This is a genomic window from Cohnella yongneupensis, from assembly GCF_042655785.1.
Classification (GTDB): domain Bacteria; phylum Bacillota; class Bacilli; order Paenibacillales; family Paenibacillaceae; genus Cohnella; species Cohnella yongneupensis.
In genome coordinates, this window is record NZ_JBHSNC010000001.1 from 45,032 (window position 1) to 70,802 (window position 25,771).

Sequence of the window (25,771 nt, forward strand, 5' to 3'; positions counted from 1 at the left end):
AACCTCCTTATGATTGATGACTATCTAGTTATTATTATGCGGCCTGGGTATTATCACGCTGCACATTCTGCTTGCGTTGCTTAGCTGACTTGCGGAAGAAAAATAGCTCATATATCGCAGGGATTACAATTAGAGTTAGAATGGTAGCAGCAGTTAGACCGCCGATAACCACGATAGCCAAACTTTTCGATACGATGTTACCTTGCTCCGAATGCGCGAAAACTAAAGGCAGCATGGCACAGATCGTGGCAATCGCGGTCATGATAATCGGACGCATCCGGGTAGCCGCAGCTTCAATGATGGCTTCACGAATAGACATGCGTTCTTCGTTTTGTCTGATGCGGTCGACAAGTACGATCGCATTCGTTACGACGATACCGATCAACATCAGAGCACCGAACATGGCGGTGAAATCAGGATGAATACCGGAAATAATAAGCCCGAGCACCGCGCCGATTGCAGCTAATGGCAAGGAGAACATGATAGCTAGTGGCGCACGAAGCGTTTTGAAGGTAAGCACCATGATCAAGTACACTAACCCGATGGAGATCAGCGCAGTCAAACCAAGGTCGGCAAAATCATCTCCCTGGCTAGCGGACGCTCCGCCCGCGAATAACTCCACGCCGGTAGGTAGCTTAATTTTATCCGTTTCTTTCTTAATATTTGCACCGATCGTCGAAACCTTCTTCGGATCAACCTCTGCCGTCACGCGCACATACGTTTTTCCTTCTTTATGATAGAGCATGGTCGGTTCGCGGCGAATTTCGAATTTGGCCACGGAAGAGATCGGGAGTGCGCCTTTTGAAGTCATAACCGTCATTCCGGTCAAATCCTGCTCCGATTTCGGCTGCACCAAGGAATCCAACACTACGCTGGCTTTGGCGCCGTCTAATTCCATTTCGCCAATCGGCATAGGGTTAAGCATCATACTTAGCTGTGCGGTAATTTCTTGGGCATTCGCTAAAGTCGGATCCACTTGGAAGGCAAATACCGGCTTGGTGTCATCCATGTTGCTGCTTACCTTTTGAATACCGTCTACCGTTTTCACCTTGGCTGTCACTTCTTCCACAACCGTGCGAAGGGCAGTTACGTCTTCACCAACGATATCGACGTATTCCGTAGCGGAGCTTCCTCCGAAGATACTTGTTTTATTAGCGGTCATCGTGGCGCCCGAATAGTTTTCTTTTTGCGCCAGAACATGATCGATAAACTCTTGGGCATTAACGTCTTTCTTCATTTCAACCGTGTAATCAATCTGCGTCGCGGAAGAAACATTCCCCCACTTCGCGCCGTCTGCGCTGTTACCGGACTGCATGAGCACTCTTGCCGCTTGCGGTTGCTTCATGAGATCTTGTTCAAGCTGTTTTCCTTTATTAAGGACTTCATCAACCGACATATCGTTCGGATATTTCAACTGAACCGCAACATAACCTGCATCGGATGCATCAAGCGCAGCCTTGGGCAGTGAGACATAAGCGACAATCGAGCCGACGAAGATGATTAAAACAACAGGTAGCGTCACCCATTTGCGACTCAAGTTCCAATTCAAGAAACGGGAAAACCGCTTGGAGGGTTCGTGTTCTTTCATCTGCGTGTTACGTAGCAGCCAAGAGCTAAGTACCGGAACGACGGTTAAGGCTACGATAAGCGAAGTGATCAAGGAATAGGTAACCGTAAGCGCGAAAGGAAGCAAGAATGCCTGCAATCCGCCACGCAATAGACCCATCGGCAAGAATACCGCTACGGTACTCACCGTTGAAGACGTAATCGCTCTGGACACTTCTTTGGTCGCACTGATGACCATCTCGCGGGAGAACGGTTCTTTTTGCAGCCTGCGGTATATATTTTCAATGACGACGATACTATCGTCGACCAGTCGTCCGACGGCTACGGCAACACCGCCCAGCGTGACTATGTTTAAGGTGATGCCCGATAATTTCAACAGGTACAAGGTAACTGCTAACGATAACGGAATGGAAATAATCGTAACCAGCGTCGCTCGCAAATTCCGCAGGAATAACAGAATAACGATTGTCGCGAATAACGCACCCAACAATACTTCCCGCATCATGCTGTTGACCGAAGTCACCACCATATCCGATGTGCTGAATACCACGTTGATATCTACATTATTAATCGTTTTATTCAACCGCTCAACGGCATCTTTCACTTCTTTACCGACTTTGACCGCATTGGCATCGGACTCCTTGGTCACGATCGCGAACAAGACGTCCTTCCCGTTGGAACGGCTGATGCTTTCTTGATCTTGCTTCTGCTCCACTGTGGCGACGTCTTGCAAGGTTATGCCTTGCGCCAATGGAAGCTTCTTCAACGTATCGATACTGTCGATCTTCGAGCTAATATTAACGTTACCGATCTGCTTATCGATGGATTGTTCGCCGATCGAAGCCGAAACGTTATGGCCTTGAAGCACGCCCATCAATACCTGAGCTGGAATGCCTTTGGCCGCAAGCTTATCGGGATCCGCTTTTATCATTACCGTCGGTGAAGTTTTGCCGTACAATCCGACATTTGCTACGCCCTTTAGCTTTTGCATTTCCTTGATGATATCTTTTTCCGCGATTTCGATATTTTTCTCGGTAAGTCCGTCTTTGAAAGAGATCGTGACCTCGGATACCGGAATCATCGAAGTATTTAATTGCAGGATGAATGGCTTCATTACCCCCTGCGGGAATTGCAGCTGGTCAATCGCCTTCTGCACCTCTTGCGTGGCTTCCTTCATATTCGTTTTACCATCAAAGTACAACTCCACTTTCATGTACCCATCACCCGAGGTGGAGAACATTTCTTTCTTCCCTTTAACAAGACCTACCGCTTCCTCGATGGGTTTGGTGACACTCGTCTCCATGGCATGAGTATCCTGTCCAGGCCCAAGCGCAGTAACCGTGATCTGCGGTTGATCCGCCGCCGGCATGAATTCCATCGGTAGCGATGTGTAGCTAATCCCTCCGATAACGAGCGCCATGACGATTAGTAATCCAACCGCGGCTTTGTTCGTGAACGACCATTTGGTTAACCAAGTCATTTGTTTTTGTTCCCCTTCTAATCACATTATTGTAAGTTATGATTCAGATTGTATCTAATAAATGGCGTTTAACTATAGTGCGATTAGTCATTAGATCGAGATGACCTTCGTCATTTCCCGCTCTATTTGGGAACTTTCCGCCAAAGAATGCCCATCACAACTGCCCCGAACACCCAAATAAAATAAGGATTTGTAAGGTGAGTGTACTTCAGAATCAGCGAGTAAATAAACCATGTACTCCCTAAGACAATCATCAATATAGCTGCCAAACGTCTAGCCCGGAACATCTCCATACCTCCTCTTCCCCATACTCGTCCTTGTTCTCAATGTCACAATAAAGAATCCATGCCGATCAGCCTAGTGACGAACGTCAATGACTTTCAGTTAAAGTTTTGTAAATACAGAAAAGCGCCATTTGCCTATAATCGGCTAATGACGCAATTGGGAGAGGGATGGGTATTAGATGGGTATTAGATTTCTATTAGATTGCTTTAGATTCCTGTGCTTTTTTCACGGCCTGCATGCGGTTCTCCACACTCAATTTGGTATAGATGACCGAAACATAGTTTTTGACGGTACCTTCCGAATAATGCATCCTTGTAGCGATTTCTTTATATTTCAACCCTTCCGCTAGGTAGCGGAGAATTTCAATTTCCCTATCGCTTAAATTATCAGTCGAAGCATCATAGTGTTTATCGGTTATCTCGCTGGGAACCTCTATCGCCTGCAAGTGAACAGAATCCATAGTCGGTACTGCTGTCTTCCGTTCATTAACAAGCAACTTGGCCGTTTCCATGGAGATTAACGTACCCCCAGCATACACAATCCGCATTGTTTCGGCCAAATGCTTGGGTTGCACGCTTTTGAGCAGATAACCTTCAGCCCCATACGAAATCGCTTCCGCCGCATTTTCAACATCCTGAAAGGTCGTTAGTATGACAATCTTAACCTGCGGCCATCGCTCCTTGATGATTCGCGTCGCTTCCGTTCCTTTCATGATGGGCATATGAATATCCATTAGAATGACATCTGGTAAATCTTCTTCGCACCGTTCAAGCGCTTCCTGACCGTTCTTAGCGATGCCTATCACCTGTAAACCCGGCTCCATATCGAGTAAAATATGAAAGCTTTCCGCAATCAGCTCCTGATCTTCCACCAGTAGGACACGTATGCTCGCTTCGGTTACCAGCGTCTTTAATGGCACCCGGCACATGACCGTTATCCCGCGCTCCAATCCCGGAGAGACATACATTGTCCCGTTCAGCTCCTTAATTCGAGTCTGCATCGCCTGCAGTCCGAACCCATAAACAATCGTATCGGTGCTTTCACCATTATTCTCAATATCTAACAGGACTTCATCTGCTTCATATCGCAGCCGGATTCTTATACGATCTGCCTTTCCATGGCGAAGGGCATTCGTCAGCGTTTCTTGGGTGCAGCGAAGCAGTGTTAGCCGATGCTGCGGCGACAGCTCCTGCGGCTTGCCTTCAATCTGAAACTGCACATCGATACCGGCATTCTCGGCAAACTCGGAAGCCAGCCGTCGAATGGACACTGAAAGCTCTTCATCAGGCTCCGTTTTGGATACGATTCGCACATGATTGCGTACCTCTTCTAGTCCATCTCGGGCCGTATGCAGTAAGGAATCTATTTTGTTGATCCCCTTCTCATCTTGCGGATCCTTGGTATGCTTCATCAGCTCCAGGCCGGCAATCATGGACGTCAATGTGTGGCCCATCGTATCATGCAGCTCCCGAGCCAGTCGGTTGCGTTCTTCCAATACCGCGAAATGCTCAATTTGCTTGGCATATTCCGCAAGCGATTTATTTTTCTCGTGAATGAGCTGTAATTGTTGTTCATTTTCCTGCAGCAGCTGCTTCATTGTCTGGTTATGGTCAATATAATCCTTGAAGCGGACGCCTATCTTGGTGACTCCCCACAAAACGACCGTCATCTGCAGGATCAGAATAATCGGTACATTAATCAAATTCTCATCGATATTGGGAAAAAAGACATTCTGCCAGAATATGAATCCTACTGCGGTAAGGGCGGCTGTCGCAATACCGGTATACATAATCAAATAACCGTTCAAATAAATGAGTGCCAATCCCAAATTAATATACATGATTTGATAGATGACCGGGTAGTCTTGAAAGAGCCAAAGCTCATACATGGAGAAAAGCAACATTCCGCTTATAACGATATATTTATAGGCTTTCTCAGCCGCGGGAATAAAGATGAAAGCGAAGCTGCCGCCAAAAAGAATCAGATAATAGAACAAAAATTGCAGATTGATTGGATCCGTAAAAGGAATATTCATGGTTATGTCCAATTCAGCAAACAAAAAGAGCGGGACAAGCATAAACAAAAGAAGCCGGTTTTTTTGAGATTCCAGCTCCAAATTAGTAAAGCAATGACGAATTAACCATTGAATCATTGTATACGCAACCCCGTTTTTATTCTTATTTTGATTACTGAAAACAATTACTCATTTTCACGATCACTGCCAAATTTAAAGGTTTGCTTCTTTAACGAGTTAGATAGCTGATGAAGACCCATACTTTCAAGTGGCACTCCCTCTAGGACTTTTTTGCTCCAAAGCTGTTCTCCTCACCTTATCGGAACAATCAGATGATCGGTTGGCCCTTCGATAATGACTTCATATGAGCCCTCTTCTACCTTTGGCCGGGAGAAGACGTTGATAGCGGAGGTATACGGGCAGCGGATTGACGAGTTTGTGTCCGGATACCCGCGACATCTTGTTGAAAAGCACTGGAGAGACGTTTGAAGGTACAAGAGATCGGATAAAATGGCTCGAGTCCATTTACACGGCGCCCTCTTCCAACGATCGCACGGCATTCATTTTATGAAGCGCGCTTAGAATTCGAATTTTTTGAATGGCATAATGTGTTTATTTAGGTGCGGAACAGTAGTGAATAGCTTGGTCACAATTCCTTAATGCCTCTGCCGCTTCCCCTTGTTTCAAGAGGTATTCAGCCCGCCTCAAATACAAGTCAGGATCTGTATCAGTAATCTTCTCAACACTTTCGACTCGAACATTATTGAACACGACCATACCCCAGTCTTTCATTTAGTTTCTCGTTCCTAATTTCCCATAGGAGCAGTTCTTAATGCCCAACTTCTAAATTCGACAATAAATAAGTCATTCCTTCAATCTATTTCATCATCTTCTTTAATAGGTTCGATTGCAGCATTTAAAAATGAATTAAGATAAATGGTGTATTGTCCATACACACTCATGATATTTTCATCAAGGGTTCCACACATACGAGCAAGTAGTTTTAATTGTTTGTCTAGAGGTCGCGACATATTGCCTCGCGCGATTACTGGCGCGCGGGGCTAGTGGTAGAAGCAGTATTTTTCGATAATGATGTTATTCTTTGATCGTAAACCATGGACCAGAAGCTTGAATGACATTCCAAAGTTTTTCTGGAAGTTCCAACTCGCTTACTTTTGAAGTCTTAATTGCTGTCACAATAAAAAATGGCCGCGATTTACGCGGACATCAATCGGACTATGTTCTTGTCACCTGACAAGCGACATGAACATGCTTGAGTATCGGACAAGAATTTACTTGATTTGGTTTGCGACATGAAGATAGCTTTCGCCTTCAAAGACCAGCAAGTGTCCATTATGCGCCAGGCGGTCAATCATCGCGGCGGCCATCTGGTCATCAGTAACACGGATCCGCATTTGGAGAATTCCAGATTCGTCGTAATAATCAGACTACGGCTCTCGTAACTGTCGGCAATAACACGAAACAATAATTGCGAGCCTTCTTTATCGACCGGGATGTATCCCCATTCATTCAGAATTAGCAACTGCTTTCGCTGGATCTCGCCAAGCAGTCGCTCGAGTGTGCCAGCTCGTTTAGCTTCGCCCAAACGCATCACGAGCACCGCGACTGTATAGAACTTTACCGTCATGCCAAGCTCGCAAGCGCGGCAAACCGGCGGCAATCGTCAGCTGGGTCTTGCCGGTTCCGACAGGGCCGTAGAGTACCAAATTACGCCGCCCTTCAATAAACGTGCCTTCCGTCAGATCGCTCCATTGCAGGGAGCTTTGGAACTTGACGCCATGACGCTCGTAACCCTCTAGCGTTTTGTATACTGGGAATACGGCACGGCTCAGCAATCTGGCGCGGCGGCTGCGTTCGCGGTTCTCCAACTCCTCGGTTAATACGCGGTGCAAAAACTCCTCTTGCTTCGGCGTCGCTTCGCTTTCGCAAAGCAGTACGGCACGTTGGCTGAGAACCAGCTTCTTGCAGAACGCCGAAATCTCAGCTCGCAGTGCTTCTCGCTCACGGATCACGCTCATGGCCGTGCACCTCCTTTCAGTATCTCCCCATCCTCCGCTGCCCTTGTTCATCTTCTACGAATAGGGTAGCGGAGTTGCTAGATTCAGTCGATTTCCCCCCGATTAAAATGGGGAATTTTGCACGATTTTTTTGAGGAAATCCATTTGATCATACGCCTTCATGGCAGCGAACAGCGGATACAGCTTGCGGAGGATTATCTCATGGCGATAACGGCAGGCGAAGGTGGGGAGAGGTTGACGCTTATATTACAACCGCCCACTCCATTACTTAGGCATCAGCATATGTTGAGTGCAGACTTTATTTGAGGAGTGGATATTTTGTACAATCAAAATGTTAGTCCGAGTCAGTTACACCCCAGTCAAATTCAAACTGTGTCATCGGTTGACCCGTACGTTGTTGAGGCTCTCCGGCGATTATGCGGGCGTTGCGTGTGTTTTGAGACCACCCGTGGGGCTATCGAGGGCACTATTTTAGATGTCAAACCCGACCATGTATTACTGCAGTTATCCCACAATCGACAAGCTTGTGTGAGGATCGCCGAAATTGTTTGGACGATGCCGTTATAGTGGATGTTGCTTGCTCGATACTCCTGACCATCGATCAGGACAGTTGGTAAGATGTCATCGATGATAAGTTGCATATATCCTCCTTGGGCTAGACCCTACCATAGTGTTTATTGCCTCTCGGCGTAAAAGCCTATATTCGTAAGCGTCAAACCCTCACCACCTTCGTTCCCTGCAACAGCCATGAGATAATCCTCTTCAGAGTCTAAAACTGGGGAGGATTTTTTCATGGCCAGAGAAGATATACAAAAGAAGTGGGAAGAGCGAATCGCCGCATTCCGTTCCAGCGGAGAAAAAGCATCAAGATGGTGTAAAGCCAATCAGGTGGATCGTCGCGGGCTCTACACTTGGATGAAAAGATTGAGTGCTTCATCCAATTTTTACACTCCGCGCAAGAGCGGGAATAGCAAGCAAAATATGAAAAATATAGTACTAGACTTGCCGCTAACTTATTGAACTATCGTTTCCGTAAATGTAATGATCCGACTTTCATTTATGATACGGTTCCTCGCACTGTCTGTAACGGCAAGTTTTGAGACCATCCTTGCAGAGATTTCCATTACAAGCTCCGAAGCACCCAGCAAAATGCTGCGTCATCGATCACACATACATAGAAAGTGTTGTATAATCAAGAGGATAAATTGAAGAAGCTTGAAGACCGCAGGGGAAGAGGTTGAAAACATGGATGACTTTAAGAGCGTATACTGCAAAGGATGCTGGCAGCAGATGAGAGTGCCGATCTTTATTCGTAGTCCGCTATCTTTCCCCTTTCGCATGATGGGAATAAAGACCAGCCGGATGCATCCGAATCTGTGCACGATTTGTGAATCTATGTTTACAAAGGTTAAGAAAAACAAACAGATCGACATCCAGGCCACCGTCATGTTCGCCGACTTGAGGGGATATACCGCTCTATCGGAGCATGCCGATCCAGCCGGAATTGCACGGTTGTTGAACAAATTTTATGACGAATGCGCACCAGCAATTTGGAAGAGAGACGGCATCATTAATAAAATGATCGGCGACGCGGTGCTTGCTATATTTAATTTCCCCGTTGAGCAGCACGATCATGTCCATCAGGCTGTCATGGCCGCCTTAGAGATCCAAAGGAAATTCAGTGATATGCAGTCCGAATTTTCAGACATCTCTGGCATGAACGCCCCGGTCAAAGTCGGCATTGGCATCCATACGGGTACAGCTTCTATCGGCGAATTGGGAACAAACTATAAAGATTTTACGATTATTGGATCTGTTGTCAATAAAGCTTCCCGCATTCAAGGCGTAGCCCAAAACGGGGAAATCTTGATAACGGACGATGCATATCACTGTATTAAAGTCGATTATCCGCAATTAGAGCCCCGCGCTTATAACCTGAAGGGTATTGACCAACCTGTTATTGCTTTCGCGGTTCCGTTGTAAAGTGACTTGCCGGTTTCAAGAACAGTTTTCCAGTTCATAACGATCCCCCTTGAATTCTCCATTTTAGATTAACAAATTCTTCATATAATCGAAAAAATTCATCAAAGCTTGTTTCTTCATCATAATTGTTCTTGTCGCAGCGTGCAGAAGAGCAGTAAAAAAGGAGCGAAACCTCGCCCCTTCTGTTCCCTTATGCGCTTTGGTTACCGAATTTGACGGCAAAAGCCCCTTCCTACCAGATTGCGATTTATCCTATGGTGAAATCCTGCGAATACGCGAGCATTCGTGAGAAAACTACTTTGTACCGAGGGAGCTTAATACCGCGGTCTTTCTGTAAAGCCAAAAGCGTTCCAAAGCACTTCCATAATCGATGCTACTGCTGAATTAACGGCTTCTTCATCGCGTCTTTCAAGTAGAATCTCGGGAACCTGTAAAAGGTCATCATCAATCCGTTGTGGCGCCCCGTAGTGAAGCGGACCATGGGGAGAACCCGCCAATCCAACTGCACCTACAAGATTCACAAATAAATAGAATGGGTCTGTCATGCCGAGATGTTCATAATTTCGAATTTGGATGCCTAAAGCTTCCTTTAAATGCCGTTCGAACACAGCTGTTAGTATAAAGTCATTACGCTCCAAAACTTTTCCAGCCATATTACGAAACGCATGGTTCGAAACTTGTTCTATGATGCCATTACTCAAAAATTGAGTCCGCTAATATTGGTTAGAAAAATCGGCGTTAAAGCTTACGGCTCGCTAAATAAACTTCAAGCATAGGTCCCTCCTTCCTTCTGTTCTATGTTCTGAGCTTCGCGGGAAACAATGCGTGTTCTTGTCCTTCCTCGGGAAACAATGTAAGTTCTTGTCTTGGGCCAAGGACAAGAACTACATCTATAAAACAAAAACTCCGCGTAGCGCGCGGAGTCTAATCAATGTATGTTCTTGTCCTTCTACAAATTTCTGTCGATGTTGTCGAAGGACTAACATGTTCAAAGCGGCGATGTCGCGTGGCGTCTTGATCACATTGATCATTACGCTTGCTTGGCCGTTCGTTCTTGAGACGGTTTTCACGTCGGTCAGGGATTGAGAAACCGAAGCAACGGCCGACAAGGGAATGCTGTTGCCGTCTTTGCTCTTAATCGCAAGATCGTTCAACTGCTGCTCCGTGAGATCCCATCCTTCTACTCGGATCGGGAACGAAGCTTTAACATTGGCCATGTTTCCTTGCGGGCTGGGCACGTCTGCCGTGATGGATTTATTGAAATCGTACAGCGTCAAGTTATTCTTCACGAGATCTTTCATGCGCAGAACGACGACATAACCTCGGTTTGCTCCACCTACGGTTTGAATATCCGATACGCCGAGGACGGACTTCAATTGCTTGACGATATCGGTTTGCAATGCGGATTGCAGCGTCAGATCGTCAACTTTGTTGTTATTGGCCGTTAGGCTGTAGCTCAAGACCGGAAACGTGCTCGACGTTAATCGGGTAACGGCAGGTTTATTGACCCCATCGGGCAATGCCGCATCATTCAATGCCTGTTTAAGCGCATCTTCCGCTTTGTTCATATCGTAATCCATGGGGTAGTAGATATTCATCAAGACCCCGCCGTCGTATGAGGTGGTCTCCAGGTTGGCAATTCCGTTGGTCTTGCGGATTGTATCCTCAAGAAGCGCTGTAATATCGGTAATATCTTTCTTAACTTGATCCGCCTGGTAAGATGAAGCACGTAACGACACCATTAATGTGGTGTTATTAATGCCGGGCAGGTAGTCCCTTTGCATTTGTAAAGCCGAGACTGCCCCCATCCCAAAATAAGCACAACGCAAACTAAAATGATTGTCGATCTATGCATCACTGATTCGATCATTCGTTTCATGATTGAAGTCTCCTCTCCTGTCTATACAGGGAAAGACTTCGTTTTGGGCTAGTTTGATCATCGACATAAAAAAATTCTTCAATCGTGTAGTTAAGTCTCCGTACTCCCGATCACAAGCAAACAAAAAAGCGACCAGAAATGGAAAGTTCAAGTTGGATTATGGGGATACTAACTTGAGTTACCTGGCAGACGTATATATTTTTCGTAAAGGAGCACTGTATGATCGATGAAGGATCTCCAAGAAGTTCACCGCACGAAGTTCAGCAAACTCCTCACAGTTCTTCATCGTTACAAGCTTCTGCAGATCTTGATCCCTACTGCTGTGATTGCGTTTATTTACTGGGAGGGTAAAAACGAGTTTCAAAGATTTGATTGGACCGGTACCCTTCACACACTTCACCAAATGAAGCCGGCGACCGTGCTCTTTCTGTTCGGGACTGCACTGATCGCTATCGCTGCGGTTAGCGTATATGACTTTGTGCTCCGTCGTCATTTCAATATCCCGATCAGCCGCTGGGATACGTTCCGTTATTCGTGGGTCGCGAACACGTCGAATAGCGTAATCGGTTTCTCAGGAATCGCGGGCGCGGCCTTCAGGACTTTCTTCTACCGAAAACATAAGATTCCAATGCAGACGATTACGGCTTCTATCTCTTTTCTCTCCACCATTACAATTACCGGCCTCTCGATGCTCTCATGGGCCGGCATTTTCGGATTTTTACCTATACAAGCAGTCGTACACGTCCACCCTTGGACTATATTTGCGGTATGGGCAACCGCTTTGTATTTGCCTGGTTATATTTTTTTGCAACGTACATCGTTCTATGCAAAATGGTTAAATCGAAATCTGCCGCGGATGAATGGAGCTACAATCGCAGCCTCGATCGTAGCGTCATTACTGGAATGGGTGTGCGCAGGAATCTGTTTTTGGCTTATCGGAACCTGTCTGCTTCCCGGTCTCTCACTCGCGGATGCTCTGGGAATCTATACCGTCTCGGCGATTACTGGACTGCTCACGATGGCCCCGGGCGGTATTGGCGGCTTCGACTTGACTGCGTTGCTCGGGCTGCAACAACTGGGTTATCCTGCTGACAAGACGGCTGCCGTCCTCGTTCTCTTTCGTTTGCTCTATTATCTGTTCCCCTGGATGATCGGGCTTGTTATCGCCGCATCCGATGTCGCAATGGATCGTGACAAAACGATTGATCCAGATGACGAGAATTTCGAGAACGGCTTGAACAATTGGCAAAAAATATGGCACTTTCCAAACCAGTTCAAACTGGTCGGAGAACTCGGCGTATGGTCGCTTGGCAAATTAGTCTTCGCAAGCGGATTCGTTCTTCTGCTCTCCGCAGCTCTTCCCGGCTTGTTATATAGATTACATCTTACAGATGAGCTGTTAGCCGCTCCGCTAATGAAATTGTCTCATCAATTAAGCGTCGTCATCGGCCTCTTGCTGATCGTATTATCTTGGGGGATTTCTCATCGGGTAAAACGCGCATATCAATTGACGCTCTTCTTTCTATGCATGGGTGCCATATTTACATTTAGCAAGGCATTTGATATCGAAGAAGCCCTTTTCTTGCTAATCGTGGCCTTGTTACTTTGGATATCCCGTGATCGGTTCTATAGAATATCCGCAAGCTTCAGTAGAGATAAGGCAGCTTTGTGGGGGTTACTAACGTTTGCACTCGCCTATGTATACGACCTCATAGCATCGGGAATCCACCCTGCTCTGTCAAATCCTTCGACTTCGGCGGATGAATTAACGTGGTTAATTAACCCGAAACTGAACGGCCTTGTCGCGATCACCGGAATTATAGTCACATGGTTAATGCTATCGCTTATCCTGCTGCTTCGGCCATATCGCTTAGTGAACAAAGGCGCTTCCCAAGAAGAACAAGAGAAATTGCGTAAGTTCCTGGATCATGAAAATGGGAACTTATTGACGCACGTATTATTTGCCGGTGATAAGAACTTCTTCTGGGCGAGCAACGAACGTGTATTGATTCCTTATTCCATAATAAGAAACAAACTCGTCGTCCTCGGCGATCCCATTGGAAATAGAGAATGGATTAGCGAAGCCATTCAGGAATGTCAGCGTTTTGCGGATCTTTATGATTTATCGGTTGTCTTTTATCAGGTTTCTCCGAGTTATCTTCCGATCTATCATGAAAACGGATACCGATTCTTCAAACTGGGGGAAGAGGCATTGGTTCAATTAGATTCGTTTACCTTAAGCGGAAAACGAATGACCAACTTACGAACGGTTAAAAACAGATTTGACCGCGAAGGTTTTCGCTTTGAAATATCAAAGCCTCCCCACGACAATCAATTACTGGAGAAACTTCTCCCAATTTCGAATAAATGGCTGCATCGAAAAAAAGAAAAGGGCTTTTCGCTCGGTTGGTTCGAGGAATCCTACATGCAGTTGTCCCCTATCGTATTATTGATCAATCCGGAAGATGTGATCATTGCGTTTGCGACGTTGGCGCCAAGCTATGACAACGACTGCAGCATATCTGTTGACCTCATGCGGCATCTTCCGAATACGCCGAACGGAACGATGGATCAATTATTCGTCTGTTTATTGGAATGGGCTAAATCAGAGGGGTATGAGACATTTAATTTGGGCATGGCTCCACTCTCGAGCGTCGGTCAAGCTCAGGCTGCCATTCGGGAAGAAAAGCTTGCGCATTTCGTCTTTAAGCATAGTGGATATTGGTATGGATTTAAAGGTCTTCGGAAATACAAAGAAAAATTCTACCCGGCTTGGGAGCCGCGTTATCTTGCTTATCCGCGATCGGTATCGTTACCGATTCTTTTGTTGGAGTTGGTTAGGCTAATTGCGCGCCGGCCGAAAAGAAACGAGAAAAAAACAACCTCACATGATGAAGTTGTTCATTGAAAAATGATATTCGGGGTATCATAGATAGTTTAATAAAATGCCGCCAACTGCACCCGAAATAACAACACACCATGATGGTATGTTCCAGAATACAAGCATTACAAACAAGATGCATGCTAGCGAAAAGTCTTTTGGAGATAAAATGGAACTTGTCCAAATCGGATCATATAAAGCTGACAATAAAATACCTACCACTGCGGCATTTATACCATTCAGAGCACCTTGTATTTTCGAATTGCGTCTTATAGAAGTCCAAAAGGGCAATGTTCCCATAACCAATAGAAACGCAGGCATAAAAATGGCTATCGTAGCAACGGCTGCTCCAGACCAACCATTCATAACCGCTCCGATATAGGCTCCGAAAGTAAACAAAGGTCCTGGAACTGCCTGAGCAGCACCATAACCGGTCAGGAAGTCTTCGCTTGATATCCATCCGACGGAAACAACTTCTCTTTCCAGAAGAGGAAGAACGACGTGCCCTCCGCCAAACACGAGTGAACCAGATCTATAAAAACTATCAAACATCGCTAGCCAATGAGATGAAGATAATTCTCTCAACAAAGGGAGCAATAATAAAAGGCAAAAAAATAAAAACAAGCATAGTGCTGCAAAAGATCGTTTTATGGGCACATGAATGTCAGGCAACTGATCATTCGATTTAGTATCGTAAACGACAAAGCCAATCGAAGCAGCTACGGCAATGATTATTACTTGAACAGGCTTTTATTATTTCGCCTATCTACCTTATGGGGAGCATATCAACGTTGGGACAGCCCCTCTGACTCCGGCCGTGCCTGCTTACAGCTTCAGAAACGCCAGAGCCTCCGCATAATCGTCCCATTGCGTTTCCGTCGTATGTTCGGATTGCTTGGCCGTGCGGTTCAGCTGCAGGCGGGCAATGGAGCCGGCGGTGACGACCGCCGCACGCTTCATCCCGTATAATTTTATCGCCTTCTGGTGTTCCACCAGCTTCGCCTGTAATTCCGGTTTAAACGCTTTGACCGTACGCATATCGACGAGCACATCGAAGCTGCCGCCGAGTTCCTCGGAAAATCTCTTGATTTCATCGTTAATGCGGTCAAAATCGTCAGGCGTCGCTGCATACGCCCATACGATTTCGACGATCCGGGCTGGCCGGTCGATAATACGGGTGGTTGGCATGGCAGTAACCTCCGGTCTGAAGGAAATGTATTATGTCCGACTTGGGTCTTTGGACATGGTTACATCGTATCACTCGTAGATAGTTTGTACAAGGATAGATTTCCAGATTCACCATCAAGCAAACGGAGCGCCGGCCGCGCTTTGCAACTCGGCAATCAGCTCCTCCACTCCGCAAACCCACTGCTCCGCCTTCTTACGAACGCGAAGCTGGACGCTGTCCGCGGACGCTTCCTTGTCGCTGATGACGGCCACATACCGGATTTTCAGAAGCTCCGCAGGTACCTGCCGCTCGTTCCGATCGTCGGCATAGGACAGGTCGAACTTCTCCGGTATCTGATAGTCAAGCTGAATCGTGCCGCACTGATGGCTGCGCCCGATCGAATCGCGGATTTTGTCTACGAATCAGCAGTAATAAGAACAACCCTACTAAGCTCCACGTGGATTCGTACAAGAATGTTGGATGATAATAAATGCCATTGATGCTCATTTGATTGACGATACGAATTGTAGTGTATGGTCAATACAGATGTCAATTCCCCCGAAAAACTCCCACAAGTACAACGTATTGGCTATCATTGACAATCCCTGCTCCATTCACTACAATGAGTAGTGATTAGGTATTGGAGGTGGAACAAACCGTGGAGATCCCGTACTTTAAATTAAACGAAGAAGGACTAAATCGCTTCTTTGGCCCCCTTGAAGCGAGCATTATGGAAGCGATTTGGTCCGCGACAAACCAAGCGACCATTAAGGAAATCCAAGAAAGAATCAAACATGACCACGATATTTCGTTTAATGCGGTAATGACCGTTATGAACCGTTTGGTGGAAAAGGGACATCTTCTGAAAATCCCCCATCCCACCAACAAAAAGATCACATACTTTATACCCGTTGTTACTAAAGAGGAATTCCTCCGCAAGCATACTGGGACCGTAACGCAACATCTATTCAAAGACTTCGGAGACCACGCTGTAGCTCATATGATTGACGCACTCGATGGCGTTGATATGGAAATGCTTCAAAAATTAGAGCAGAAAATCACTGAACTCAAGCACAGGAGGGAACCATGATCTCCCTCAATCGAGTCACGTATCTGTACGCTTTCATAAGCCTTGGCTTAACATTCATAGTCCTGCAAATGATTTTATTCCTTCTTGGCGAGTGGGACCTTTATTCATACGGGTGGAATCTAATCGAAAGCTGTTTGGCTCCGCTTGAAACAAACCCGTTCCTGGATTTCGCTTGCAAAATCGGTATGAGCTTATTTATAGCCTACACCCTTCTACGGATTGGTTATTATTCAAGTAAGCAATTGTTTTTCCATATGAAGTGGCGCTGGTTCTTTCAGAAAAATGGCCAGCAGAGATGGCAAAAGTATATGGCAGACCGCTATCCGCGGTATGATGTAACGGTTATCGAAGACCAAGCTTTCATTGCCTTAACCAAAGGCATCGTTAAACCGCGAATTTATATTTCTACGGTCGTCTTAGAATCCTTTGGCGAAGAAGAGATCGAGGCGATCTTGCTGCACGAGGTTCACCATTGCAAAAAGTACGACCCCTTCCATTTATTCGTTCTGACAGTGTTGAATTATGGTTTCGGTTATATTCCGCTGGTCCGCAAAACGGCCTATTATTTCTCGACATGGAAGGAAATCCAGGCTGACAGGTATGCGGTGAAGAAAATGGGTTCTTGGCAGCATCTCGGGGCCGTCTTATTGCAGTTATCCAAGGTACACACGAAATTATCGCCGATTGGCGCCGTTGGTTTCACAGATAAAGCCATCAATTATCGTCTTCAGCATCTAATCTATCCCGAATTGAACATTCGAGTTCCTTTGTTTCAACCCTCTTTGGTCGTGAAATCCATGATCATTACGTTCTCTGTACTATTTGTACTACTTGGCGGATGCGTATAACCGCCTTTTCTTTTACATAAAAACACTACAAAACGTAGTGGTTTGGGGTGATCAGGATGGATGATGTGTCACTAACGATTTGGGTTGTTTTGATCGGTGGATTGGCCTCCTTCTTCTTTGGGGATCTCGATTGGATCTATAGGTCCGTTTCTGTCTAAGTATGATTCCATCATTCGGTATGTTGGCGGAGCCTTCATCATCTTCTGGGGTATAGTTATGCTCGGGGTATCTCGACGCACAAGGAAAGATTCGCGGCGTAACGGTCGGTTATCCTGGTCCAAACTCGTTACACAAGAAAATAAGCGAAATGCTTAACTATGCGGAGGAGGAATTCAAATGAAAAACAATGGTTTCTTAGCTGGTCTTGGGGTAATCGGGCTTTGCGCGTTGTGCTGTGCGATTCCTTTGTTTGCGAGCGGAGCAGCGGTAATCGGTCTCTCTTCGATCTTCTTAGATCCGATTTGGATTGCAGTGATTTCTGTTGTGGTCATCGGCGTCGGTGTTCTCTTTTTTAGGAGAAAGAGCAAGGCTTGCACAACATGCCATACTTCAGGGAAATGCGGTTGTAAATAAAATTTATATTTAGGAGACGAACAAATGCGCAACGTGAAAACGAACCACTATACCTACTGGATCATTACGATCATTAGCGCGGGACTCTTGTTCATGGGAGGTTTGCTCTTCCTCGCCCATGGAGAAGGTCAGGTAGAGGAATTTAAAGAGCTCGGGTTTCCAACTTACTTTTTAACGTTACTGGGCATCGGTCGGATCTTGGGTGCAATCGTTATTGTAATACCCCGTTTCCCGCGACTGAAAGAATGGGCTTACGCTGGCTTTGTCATCGACCTCATTAGTGCATCTTCATCGCACATGTATGCTGGGCATGAAATGTTTGAAATCGTATTCCCGCTAATCGGATTGGTAATGGTTTTAGCTTCATGGGTGCTGCGGCCGCCGAGCCGTAAGCTTAAAAGTGAATCCGAATCGAGATTTACCTTGCCTTATTGAGTCTAACAGCCGCTCTCTCGAGAACGGCTGTTGCGATTTTACAATGTTAGCTCAAGTTCTTGAAGTAAGAACCCTTTGATTTCCGCAGGTCCGGTCAGTTGTAGTCGAACGTAATCAGATAGATCTTGCAATAAATCTGATTCCATTCTTAATATAAACTCGTATCCGTTCTCGAGTTCTTCGATCGTCACGAGCGAGCTAAAAATTTGCTGAGCAGCGGTGGAGCATAGTACATTTGTTTCAATCCCTTCGCAGCAATAATAATTAGCCTATGCACTATGCTAAGGGAAGGTACTTATATTCAAGGTGACGACTTCATAAAGGTTTAATTGTTATCGCTTAACAACTCGTCTATCGTTATTCTGTCTACGATCTCATACCCTTTGCCTTGTCCTTTCGGTTTCACAACTACCGTGCCTAAGTAAGGGATCTCCCCCAGTACCCTCGCCAAAAGCCATTTGTGCGGTTTCCCTTGTTCGGCAAAAAGGACTGGCAACAACCGGAGTTTGGATAGGAATTTGCAAATCTTTAAGGATCTTCCCGAATTTTGAGGACTGTCTTTTGCTATTCTCGGAGAGGTTTTTTTGCGTCGAACAATCTCCGAAAACGAGATTCGGTTGGTCCTCTCCTACTGTCGCATCTGCGTGCCTAACGTATAGAATATACCCGCCTTGACGAAGCGAGTTCAATAATGCGGGATTAACTGACCTGGTTTGTGCGCTGCTTCCTGCCGCTGTAATCATTGGCGTCGCTATCATAAAGAATAAGGCTAGCATACAACCTAATTTTTTCATCGTCGCACCTTTCCTCCTGTTTTATCAAGATGTATCATCGCTTCTAGGTCTCCAATCTGTTCAATGGCTCCTTCGCCGGTCCTTCGATGACCTCTCCCTTATATGAAAATCTGGAACCGTGACATGGGCAATCCCATGTCTGATCACCGTCATTCCAATTCGTCTCGCATCCCATATGCGTGCAGGTAGTATCGACTACGTGAAGGATTCCATCGGAATCCCGGTAAGCCCCCGCGCGTTTGCCGTTTACACGAACTACAGCACCTTCGTTCACGTCCAGTGACTCTGGACTTCTGTATACCATCTCAAATTTTCCGGTGATCAGTTGTTTAGCGACATTCATGTTTTCCGAGACCAAGGTTTTGATGTCCGGATCGGCATGGAATCTGGAAGGATCAAACAGCTGCATGTATGGATCGTTAATTCCTAATACGATGTTCTTAAGCACATGCGCCGCTGCGGTACTGTTCGTCATTCCCCATTTACGATATCCGGTGGCTACCAGTATATTAGCTGTCCCCGCTGTAATCCTTCCTACGTAAGGAACCTTGTCCAACGTAACCAAGTCCTGTGTGGACCACCGATAGGCTATTTCCTTTACGTCGAACGTAGTCTCCGCGAAAGCTTGCAAAGCCTCGTAATGCTTGATCGTACATGCGCTTTGACCTGCTTTGTGTCCTTCTCCTCCGACCAATATCAAGGGCTCGTCCTCATCTTGAGCCAGCCGAATCGAGCGCTTAGGTTCATCGGCACTTAGATACATTCCGCCTGAATATTTCTCGCCGATTCGCACGCCAAGAATGTACGATCTTTCGGCATGTAATCGCGCAAAGTAGAAGCCTTTCCAATCCAGGAAAGGAAAATGGGAAGCGGATATTACGTGCCGGCAAGTGATACGCTGCCCCTCTTCTGTTACAACGACCGGAGTCTCCCCTTCTTCCACTCTCATGGCGGTGGTATGCTCAAATATTTGAGATCCTGCATGCAAGATCCGATCAATTAATGCAGTTAAATAAGGGATCGGATGAAAACGTGCCTGCTCAGTCATCACCAAAGCGGATATTATGTCCAACGGCAGATCAATATGGTCACGCAATTCGCCTGGAACACCAAGCTTCTCGTACGCCTTGCGTTCCTTATCTAGTTTGGCAGCCGATTGTTCCGTCAGTGCATAAATATAAGCGTCCTCGTCCACAAGTTCGCAGTTTATTTTTTCGGTCTGCACCGTTTTTTTGATGAATTGCAAGGCGTCCCGATTCGCCTCATAATACATACGGGCTTTATCCTCGCCGAAATGGTGAATCAATTCATCATAAATAATATCGTGCTGAGCTGTAATTTTGGCTGTCGTATGGCCTGTGGTGCCATGAAGCACGCGACCTGCCTCCAACAACAACACGTTTATCCCTTCTTTGGAGAGTAGGTAACCTGCGGTGATTCCCGTGATTCCTGCACCTACAATTACGACGTCGACCGACATGTCGGTTGTCAGTTTTGGAAACGCTGGTATGTCGGCCGAAGCGGTCCAATACGACTCCGGAAATTGCGGTAGTTGTGGCATGAGAGTGGCTCCTCTGCTGCATGGTTATGAGGTTAGCTTCTCACAAATGGAAACCACCAATTCCACTTTCCTAATAATTTCATGAGGGAGGGCACCAAGATTAAGCGTATAATCGTCGCATCGATTAATAGTGCGGCCGCAATACCGATGCCTAGCTGCTTCACTCCCGTAACGCCGGCGAACGCAAACGGTGCGGTTACGGCAATCATAATCGCAGCTGCAGAGGTGATGATTTTACCTGAATTAGCTAACCCTTCCCGAACAGCCATGTCATTGTCACGAGTATGCCTGTAGCTTTCGTAAATTCTAGAAAGCAAGAAGATACCGTAATCCATGCTGATTCCGAACGTTAGACCAAATATAAAGATAGGAATCATGATGGCAATTGGGGTAGGCTCCATTCCCCATAACCCCTGTTGGAAAATCCAAGCGATAATTCCGAGCGAGGCTCCAATGCTGAGAAGATTCATTGCGATCGCCTTAATAGGGATCAAGAGGGAACGGAACGCCCACGCCAACACTATATAATTGGATAGGGCGACATAGCTAAGTACATATTTAATACGATTAAATATTTCATCGTGCACTTCCTGATGATATTTCGGTTCTCCACCTATAAGGACGCTCATCGTACCATACCGTTTGTCACGTTCACGGATCCATTGCATAACTTCCGTTGATGACTCTTTACCTTTTAGCCAGACGGTAAGTAAATATTGCCCCTTATTTACACGCGAATGTGCTGAATCGATTCGCAACACTCTACTGTCTTGCTCTAAGTCACCTCGGATTCGATCTACGCTTAGCTCATTAACGATCATATACGCTTGCGAGATCATGCGAGGTTTAAATCGATCCGCGATCGTTGTTGCCGATATACGTGATTCTGCATCTTTGGGCAGCGATTCAGGACCGGGAATTTCCATCTGCATGGATTGCATGGGTAACAAACAAATGATGAGGACAATTATGGCTATTAGCGCCGATATGCCGGGTCGATTCATCACCGTCGAAATAAAAGCATGCCAACCGCCGCGTGCATCGGGAGGCCATTTTTGTTTGCGTTCGGTCGCTATACGATCGCCAAGCTTGAACAGGATCGCAGGGACAAAAGTCAGATTGATCAACGCAGCAATTGCGAGCACAACAATTGCCCCCAAAGCAACGCTATTGAAAATAGGCATTCGTATCATAAACGTTCCCATTAAAGCCAAGACGACGCAGACAACCGAAATCGTCACTGTCCTCCCTGACGACTTCATGGTTCTAATGACAGCTTCACGTACGGATTGAAACGCCGTTTCCTCCCTGTAGCGGCTAACCATTAACAAGGCAAAGTCAATGCTAACTGCCATTCCTACCATTGGGATGACGTTATAGACAAATACGGATAACGAGGAATCCCCGAACGCCCCAATCACATACATGATTCCCATGGCGATGACGACAGTCATGCCGCCTGCAAGGATCGGAATCAAGGCAGGCAAAATCCCTCCGAAAGTGATCATGAGCAAAATAAAGGCAAGGGGTACGCCAATCGTCTCCGCTGTCTCCAAGTCGTGTTTACTGAATCGGTTTACGTCTTCCTGTACGACAGGTTTTCCGGTCATGCTTACTTTAAAATTCGGATAGTTCGGTATCTCATTGCGGATTTGTTCCATCGCGATTTTCTTATCTTTCGTGGAACCTTGTATGGAGATCAGGGCATAAGCATAATTGCCTTTCGACATCTTCAAGTCCGTTAATGGAGAAGCCGCAACATCGACTCCCGGTATTCTTTCAACATAGGCTAGGCTGTGCACGACATAAGACTGGAAGGTTTGTTTATTCCTATTCTGTTCGTTCTCGAATAAAAGAACGATAGGCTCGTCCACGATATCATAATCACTGGACAAAATTTGTTGCACCTGCGCATACTGGCCTTTCGTCTCTAATCCGTGATCGCCTAGCACCTTGGGCAACTGCATCGCGAACCATACGGATAACCCCGATAAGACGAGCCAGAAAACTATGATCCTCCGGGAATGCCGAATCGAGATAGCTGCGAGTTTATGGTATAGCATCGTAATCGACTATACGGGAGTTAGAATTCGGAATTTGACCGAATACCAATACAGCGTTGTGACCCCCGAATGCAAAGGTATTGGACATGACTGCCTTTAGAGACCTGCGTCGAGCAACATTAGGCGTGTAGTCTAGATCCAACTCTTCTTCTTGCTCTCTATAGTTGATCGTTGGCGGAATGATTTGATCTCTCAATGCCAAAATAGATAAAATGGCTTCGACTGCACCCGATGCCCCTAGCAAATGGCCCGTCATTGATTTGGTGGAGCTGATGCCGATATCATACGCCAGACTGCCGAACACCTTCCGAATAGCTCTCGTCTCCGTAAGATCATTCAGAATCGTGCTTGTACCGTGCGCATTAATGTATTGAATGCGATCCGGCGACAGTTCCGCATCATTCAAAGCCATAGTCATAGCTCTGGACCAATCGCTTCCATCCGATCGCGGGGCTGCAATGTGAAAGCCGTCCCCGCAAGCTCCGTACCCAAGGACCTCGGCATAGGGTATAGCTCCGCGAGCGTGGGCATGATTCCAAGACTCCAAGACGAGGATTCCAGCGCCTTCTCCCATCACGAATCCGTCACGTCTTTTGTCGAACGGACGACTTCCTTCTTCGGGATCGGTCTGGTTGGACAGAGCCCTCATGGCTGCAAAAGACGCCAATCCGACTTTACACACGGGCGCTTCTGTCCCTCCCGCAATCATGATATCCGCATCTCCGCGCTCAATCTTTCTAAAGGCTTCGCCGATCGAGTTAGAGCCGGATGCGCATGCTGTCACCGAGCATTCCAGTATTCCTCTCGCTCCCACCCGAATCGCCACCTGGCTGGCAGCCATATTGGGAAGAAACATAGGCATCGCAAAAGGAGAAATCCTTCCATATCCTCGTTCGAGCACTTCACGCATGCCTAGTTCGAATGTTGTAATTCCGCCTACACCGCTTCCGATCCACACACCTGTCCGTAACGGGTCAGCGTTAACGCCGATCACGAGCCCGCTGTCACGAATAGCTTCATCGGCCGCAGCAATCGCAAATTGCATGAAGCGGTCCATTCTTCTGGCCTCTTTCCCATCCATGACTTTTAAAGGATCAAAGTCAAGGATTTCAGCGGCTAGCTTTACCGGCAATTGTTCCGTGCGATGATCCGAAATTCGGCGAATGCCGGATAGGCCATTAATCGCATTTTGCCAGGTAGTCTCCTTATCCATCCCGATCGGAGTGACGCATCCCATTCCCGTGACCACAACCCGGTTGTTCATCCCTCTCGCCCCTTGGAATCAATTCTTAAGCCTCGTTGCTCGAACCAATCTTTGAGCCGTCCCTGGTGCAAATGAGCCTAAGCGAAGTAGCCATGACGAAAGAACGGAATGGCTGAGCACCCGTTCCAGAAGGTTACCCCAGCGCAGAGCGCTGGAAAAATGTCGTTTGATAAGCCGCGTATATTCGGTTTTCCACTCCTCACGTGCGCATTGCCCTCTTAGATAACAATCCGCTAACGGAACGCATAGCTCAACGGATCGAAGCGCCATCGACATGCCATCCCCGCAGAATGGAGGAATTACCGCGATCGCATCTCCAATGCACGGAATTTCGTTCCACGCGCTTGGCACGCGTCGAACCGTCACTGGAAAGGTTGCCGCTTGGGTTCCGGGAATGGGAGCAACCCCTGCCAATCTTTGTTTCAATATCGGACTATTTCGGCAAGCTTGTTCCAAGATCCGTTCTATAACTGAAGATCCTCCGAGACTTTGAAAAGCGGAGTTTAATAGAAGCGCGGCAATGTTTAATCGTCCCCCCTCAACCGGGGAAATGCCGATATACCCGCCTTGGAAAAAATAGAGATCAACGACCGGCGAACGATCCTCCCTTGTATAGTGGGATTTAATCCCGACAAAGGTACGGTTATTCGGCGACGGCTTTGGCTCACGAAGTCCATTCAACGTTCTCCGCCCACCGGCACCAATGACGGCACGGGTATTAAAACTGAAATTATCGGAGCTCCGGCAACTCTCGACGCGGTATCCTTCTCCATTTGCGGTTATGTTATTGACTGTACAGGAAGTATACAAGCTTGCTCCCATCTCAATAGCCGACGACTGTAACCGGGAATCTAAGGCATAACGACTTAATCCCCATGCCTGCCCGGGCAAAGGGATTTCGAGGGAATAGCCGCCTTCCGTATGTATACGTACTTTCGTTATGATTGCCGGCTCCAGGGAACGAAGGATGTGCTCCAAACCGAATTTTTGCAACGCAAATTGCGATTCTGGAGATAAAAATTCGCCGCACGCTTTATGGCGGGGATACTTCTCTTTGTCAAGGAGGACGACGTTCCAGCCTTTTTTCGCCAATGCATATGCCATGCTGCTGCCCGCGACGCCAGCTCCGATCACCACGGCATCAGCTTCCTTGTACATCCGTTGCCCCCTCCTGTTGTTTAGGTATGATGACGGCATAACGAAACAAGGGTCTCCAACTGATCTTCATCGTTGAAATTCCGAGCTGTCCGGCAAGTTTCCGAAAATCTATGCGACGAAAGCCTTTGGCAACGGATAACGGTCCGTCATGACGGATATATCGATTGTTAGAGATCAACCGCGTGAAGACCCATACTGCCGTCCAAGGCAACCAATGCCGATGAATGTCATTGATTACGATACCGTACCGCGAAATCTCCAACATACGTTTAGTCAGCTGGGGGAGTTTTTCCGAAGGAAAATGATGAGCGAACTGAGATGCTGTTACAATATCCGCATGGCAAGCAGGCAGGTCAAATACATTGCATTTCACGAACGTCACACGCGAATCATTACGGAAAAGCCGTTCTGATTCGATCCGTGCCTCCTCCGTGACATCGGCCAAGATTACCTTCATCTTAACTCCCAGCTTATGCGCCCATTGTAATATGCTCTGATTGATGTCGCCGGAGCCTGAACCGACATCCAGCAACGTTAAGTGATTCGGACGCCCAGCGTCATCCCAAAGTTGCTTAACCCCATAAAGCGCTGGACCGGATGCTCCGAATATCCGATTCAATCTTCGTAGATGGATTAACGCTTCTTGAAGCTCGGCACCGTTTTGCGAGAAATCATCCATCCATTCGGGCT

General features: G+C 46.7%; 21 protein-coding genes and 2 pseudogenes. 8 read left to right on the forward strand and 15 right to left on the reverse strand.

Going from position 1 to position 25,771, the window contains the following annotated elements:
• Positions 1-34 precede the first annotated feature (34 nt).
• The 4 genes from ACFPQ4_RS00255 to ACFPQ4_RS00270 form a co-directional block, all read right to left on the reverse strand.
• Complete coding sequence (locus ACFPQ4_RS00255; protein ID WP_378109702.1) at positions 35-3,046, reverse strand: efflux RND transporter permease subunit; 3,012 nt, start codon at positions 3,044-3,046, stop codon at positions 35-37.
• A 481-nt stretch (positions 3,047-3,527) separates the two neighbouring features.
• Positions 3,528-5,483, reverse strand: coding sequence for a DUF4077 domain-containing protein (locus ACFPQ4_RS00260; RefSeq protein WP_378109703.1), 1,956 nt, complete (start codon positions 5,481-5,483; stop codon positions 3,528-3,530).
• 1,234 nt (positions 5,484-6,717) lie between these two features.
• Positions 6,718-6,993: an ATP-binding protein gene (locus ACFPQ4_RS00265; RefSeq protein WP_378109704.1), complete on the reverse strand. Its 276-nt coding sequence runs from the start codon at positions 6,991-6,993 to the stop codon at positions 6,718-6,720.
• On the reverse strand, positions 6,938-7,384 hold the full coding sequence (locus ACFPQ4_RS00270) for an ATP-binding protein (RefSeq protein ID WP_378109705.1): 447 nt from the start codon (positions 7,382-7,384) through the stop codon (positions 6,938-6,940). Before ACFPQ4_RS00270 ends, ACFPQ4_RS00265 begins: the two co-directional genes overlap by 56 nt.
• 372 nt (positions 7,385-7,756) lie before the next feature.
• Here ACFPQ4_RS00270 and ACFPQ4_RS00275 point away from each other — a divergent pair, with 372 nt between their 5' ends.
• From ACFPQ4_RS00275 to ACFPQ4_RS00285, 3 genes are all read left to right on the forward strand, one after another.
• Positions 7,757-7,951, forward strand: a complete 195-nt coding sequence (locus tag ACFPQ4_RS00275; RefSeq protein WP_378109762.1) for a DUF2642 domain-containing protein — start codon at positions 7,757-7,759, stop codon at positions 7,949-7,951.
• A 225-nt stretch (positions 7,952-8,176) separates the two neighbouring features.
• Positions 8,177-8,404, forward strand: coding sequence for an IS66 family insertion sequence element accessory protein TnpA (tnpA, locus tag ACFPQ4_RS00280; RefSeq protein WP_378109706.1), 228 nt, complete (start codon positions 8,177-8,179; stop codon positions 8,402-8,404).
• 225 nt (positions 8,405-8,629) lie between these two features.
• Complete coding sequence (locus tag ACFPQ4_RS00285) at positions 8,630-9,367, forward strand: adenylate/guanylate cyclase domain-containing protein (protein WP_378109707.1); 738 nt, start codon at positions 8,630-8,632, stop codon at positions 9,365-9,367.
• A 314-nt stretch (positions 9,368-9,681) separates the two neighbouring features.
• On the opposite strand, the gene ACFPQ4_RS00290 is transcribed toward ACFPQ4_RS00285, so the two are convergent.
• Positions 9,682-10,068 (reverse strand): hypothetical protein, encoded by a 387-nt coding sequence (locus ACFPQ4_RS00290; protein ID WP_378109708.1) that lies wholly within the window; start codon positions 10,066-10,068, stop codon positions 9,682-9,684.
• A 189-nt stretch (positions 10,069-10,257) separates the two neighbouring features.
• On the reverse strand, positions 10,258-11,175 hold the full coding sequence (locus tag ACFPQ4_RS00295; RefSeq protein ID WP_378109709.1) for an efflux RND transporter permease subunit: 918 nt from the start codon (positions 11,173-11,175) through the stop codon (positions 10,258-10,260).
• Between the two features lie 297 nt (positions 11,176-11,472).
• Here ACFPQ4_RS00295 and mprF point away from each other — a divergent pair, with 297 nt between their 5' ends.
• Positions 11,473-14,154, forward strand: coding sequence for a bifunctional lysylphosphatidylglycerol flippase/synthetase MprF (gene mprF / locus ACFPQ4_RS00300; RefSeq protein ID WP_378109710.1), 2,682 nt, complete (start codon positions 11,473-11,475; stop codon positions 14,152-14,154).
• 18 nt (positions 14,155-14,172) lie between these two features.
• Here the strand turns inward: mprF and ACFPQ4_RS00305 are convergent.
• From ACFPQ4_RS00305 to ACFPQ4_RS00320, 4 genes and pseudogenes are all read right to left on the reverse strand, one after another.
• Positions 14,173-14,868: pseudogene (locus ACFPQ4_RS00305) on the reverse strand (chromate transporter); the annotation flags it as partial.
• 84 nt (positions 14,869-14,952) lie between these two features.
• Positions 14,953-15,315, reverse strand: coding sequence for a hypothetical protein (locus ACFPQ4_RS00310; RefSeq protein ID WP_378109711.1), 363 nt, complete (start codon positions 15,313-15,315; stop codon positions 14,953-14,955).
• A gap of 114 nt (positions 15,316-15,429) precedes the next feature.
• Entirely contained in the window at positions 15,430-15,582 is a 153-nt protein-coding gene (locus tag ACFPQ4_RS00315) for a His/Gly/Thr/Pro-type tRNA ligase C-terminal domain-containing protein (protein WP_378109763.1), read from the reverse strand.
• A gap of 115 nt (positions 15,583-15,697) precedes the next feature.
• A pseudogene (locus tag ACFPQ4_RS00320) lies at positions 15,698-15,814 on the reverse strand (prolipoprotein diacylglyceryl transferase family protein); the annotation flags it as partial.
• 139 nt (positions 15,815-15,953) lie between these two features.
• Between ACFPQ4_RS00320 and ACFPQ4_RS00325 the strand changes: the two are divergent.
• From ACFPQ4_RS00325 to ACFPQ4_RS00340, 4 genes are all read left to right on the forward strand, one after another.
• The gene (locus ACFPQ4_RS00325) at positions 15,954-16,385 is read left to right on the forward strand and encodes a BlaI/MecI/CopY family transcriptional regulator (protein WP_378109712.1); all 432 of its coding nucleotides are present in this window, start codon (positions 15,954-15,956) and stop codon (positions 16,383-16,385) included.
• Positions 16,382-17,233, forward strand: coding sequence for a M56 family metallopeptidase (locus ACFPQ4_RS00330; protein WP_378109713.1), 852 nt, complete (start codon positions 16,382-16,384; stop codon positions 17,231-17,233). The genes ACFPQ4_RS00325 and ACFPQ4_RS00330 overlap by 4 nt, the downstream gene beginning before the upstream one ends.
• A gap of 336 nt (positions 17,234-17,569) precedes the next feature.
• Entirely contained in the window at positions 17,570-17,806 is a 237-nt protein-coding gene (locus ACFPQ4_RS00335; RefSeq protein ID WP_378109714.1) for a hypothetical protein, read from the forward strand.
• 24 nt (positions 17,807-17,830) lie between these two features.
• Positions 17,831-18,241 (forward strand): DoxX family protein, encoded by a 411-nt coding sequence (locus ACFPQ4_RS00340; RefSeq protein WP_378109715.1) that lies wholly within the window; start codon positions 17,831-17,833, stop codon positions 18,239-18,241.
• Positions 18,242-19,078: 837 nt separating this feature from the next.
• Here the strand turns inward: ACFPQ4_RS00340 and ACFPQ4_RS00345 are convergent.
• From ACFPQ4_RS00345 to ACFPQ4_RS00365, 5 genes are all read right to left on the reverse strand, one after another.
• Positions 19,079-20,596, reverse strand: a complete 1,518-nt coding sequence (locus tag ACFPQ4_RS00345; RefSeq protein ID WP_378109716.1) for an FAD-dependent oxidoreductase — start codon at positions 20,594-20,596, stop codon at positions 19,079-19,081.
• Between the two features lie 32 nt (positions 20,597-20,628).
• Positions 20,629-22,563, reverse strand: a complete 1,935-nt coding sequence (locus tag ACFPQ4_RS00350) for an MMPL family transporter (protein ID WP_378109717.1) — start codon at positions 22,561-22,563, stop codon at positions 20,629-20,631.
• An 82-nt stretch (positions 22,564-22,645) separates the two neighbouring features.
• A complete protein-coding gene (gene fabF, locus ACFPQ4_RS00355; protein WP_378109718.1) occupies positions 22,646-23,923 on the reverse strand; it encodes a beta-ketoacyl-ACP synthase II in 1,278 nt (425 codons plus the stop codon).
• Positions 23,924-23,941: 18 nt separating this feature from the next.
• Positions 23,942-25,081 (reverse strand): NAD(P)/FAD-dependent oxidoreductase, encoded by a 1,140-nt coding sequence (locus tag ACFPQ4_RS00360; protein ID WP_378109719.1) that lies wholly within the window; start codon positions 25,079-25,081, stop codon positions 23,942-23,944.
• Entirely contained in the window at positions 25,065-25,760 is a 696-nt protein-coding gene (locus ACFPQ4_RS00365) for a methyltransferase domain-containing protein (protein ID WP_378109720.1), read from the reverse strand. Before ACFPQ4_RS00365 ends, ACFPQ4_RS00360 begins: the two co-directional genes overlap by 17 nt.
• Positions 25,761-25,771: the final 11 nt, after the last annotated feature.